The organism is Corynebacterium sp. HMSC072G08 (genome assembly GCF_001809185.1).
In the GTDB taxonomy this organism is placed as follows: Bacteria; Actinomycetota; Actinomycetes; order Mycobacteriales; family Mycobacteriaceae; genus Corynebacterium; species Corynebacterium phoceense.
On record NZ_KV796432.1, the window covers coordinates 1 to 250 of the forward strand.

General features: G+C 64.4%; 1 protein-coding gene. It reads right to left on the reverse strand.

From position 1 onward, the window contains the following. Nucleotides 1-250 (reverse strand): hypothetical protein (locus HMPREF2559_RS13020; RefSeq protein ID WP_168162243.1); only part of this gene is annotated, 250 nt, incomplete at both ends.

A 250-nucleotide genomic window follows, 5' to 3' on the forward strand; every position in this document is an offset into this window, starting at 1 on the left:
GGGGTTGTCGCCTTTCTTGGAAAGCCGGTCGATTTTGGCCAGGACGCGGATGCCGTGGCCGAGGCGGCGGGCGGCGTCGCGGGCTTCGCCGATGCGTGGATGCGAGGCTTCCCAAAAGGTGCGCACGAGAGGCATGTAGAAGTCGGCGTCGGCGGTCGATAGGCCAGCGTCCCAGTAGTCGGTGCGGCGCCAGCCTGTAAGTTCGCGCAAGGAGTCGACGTTTTCTTCCTTGAGCCGAGAGACGAAAGAG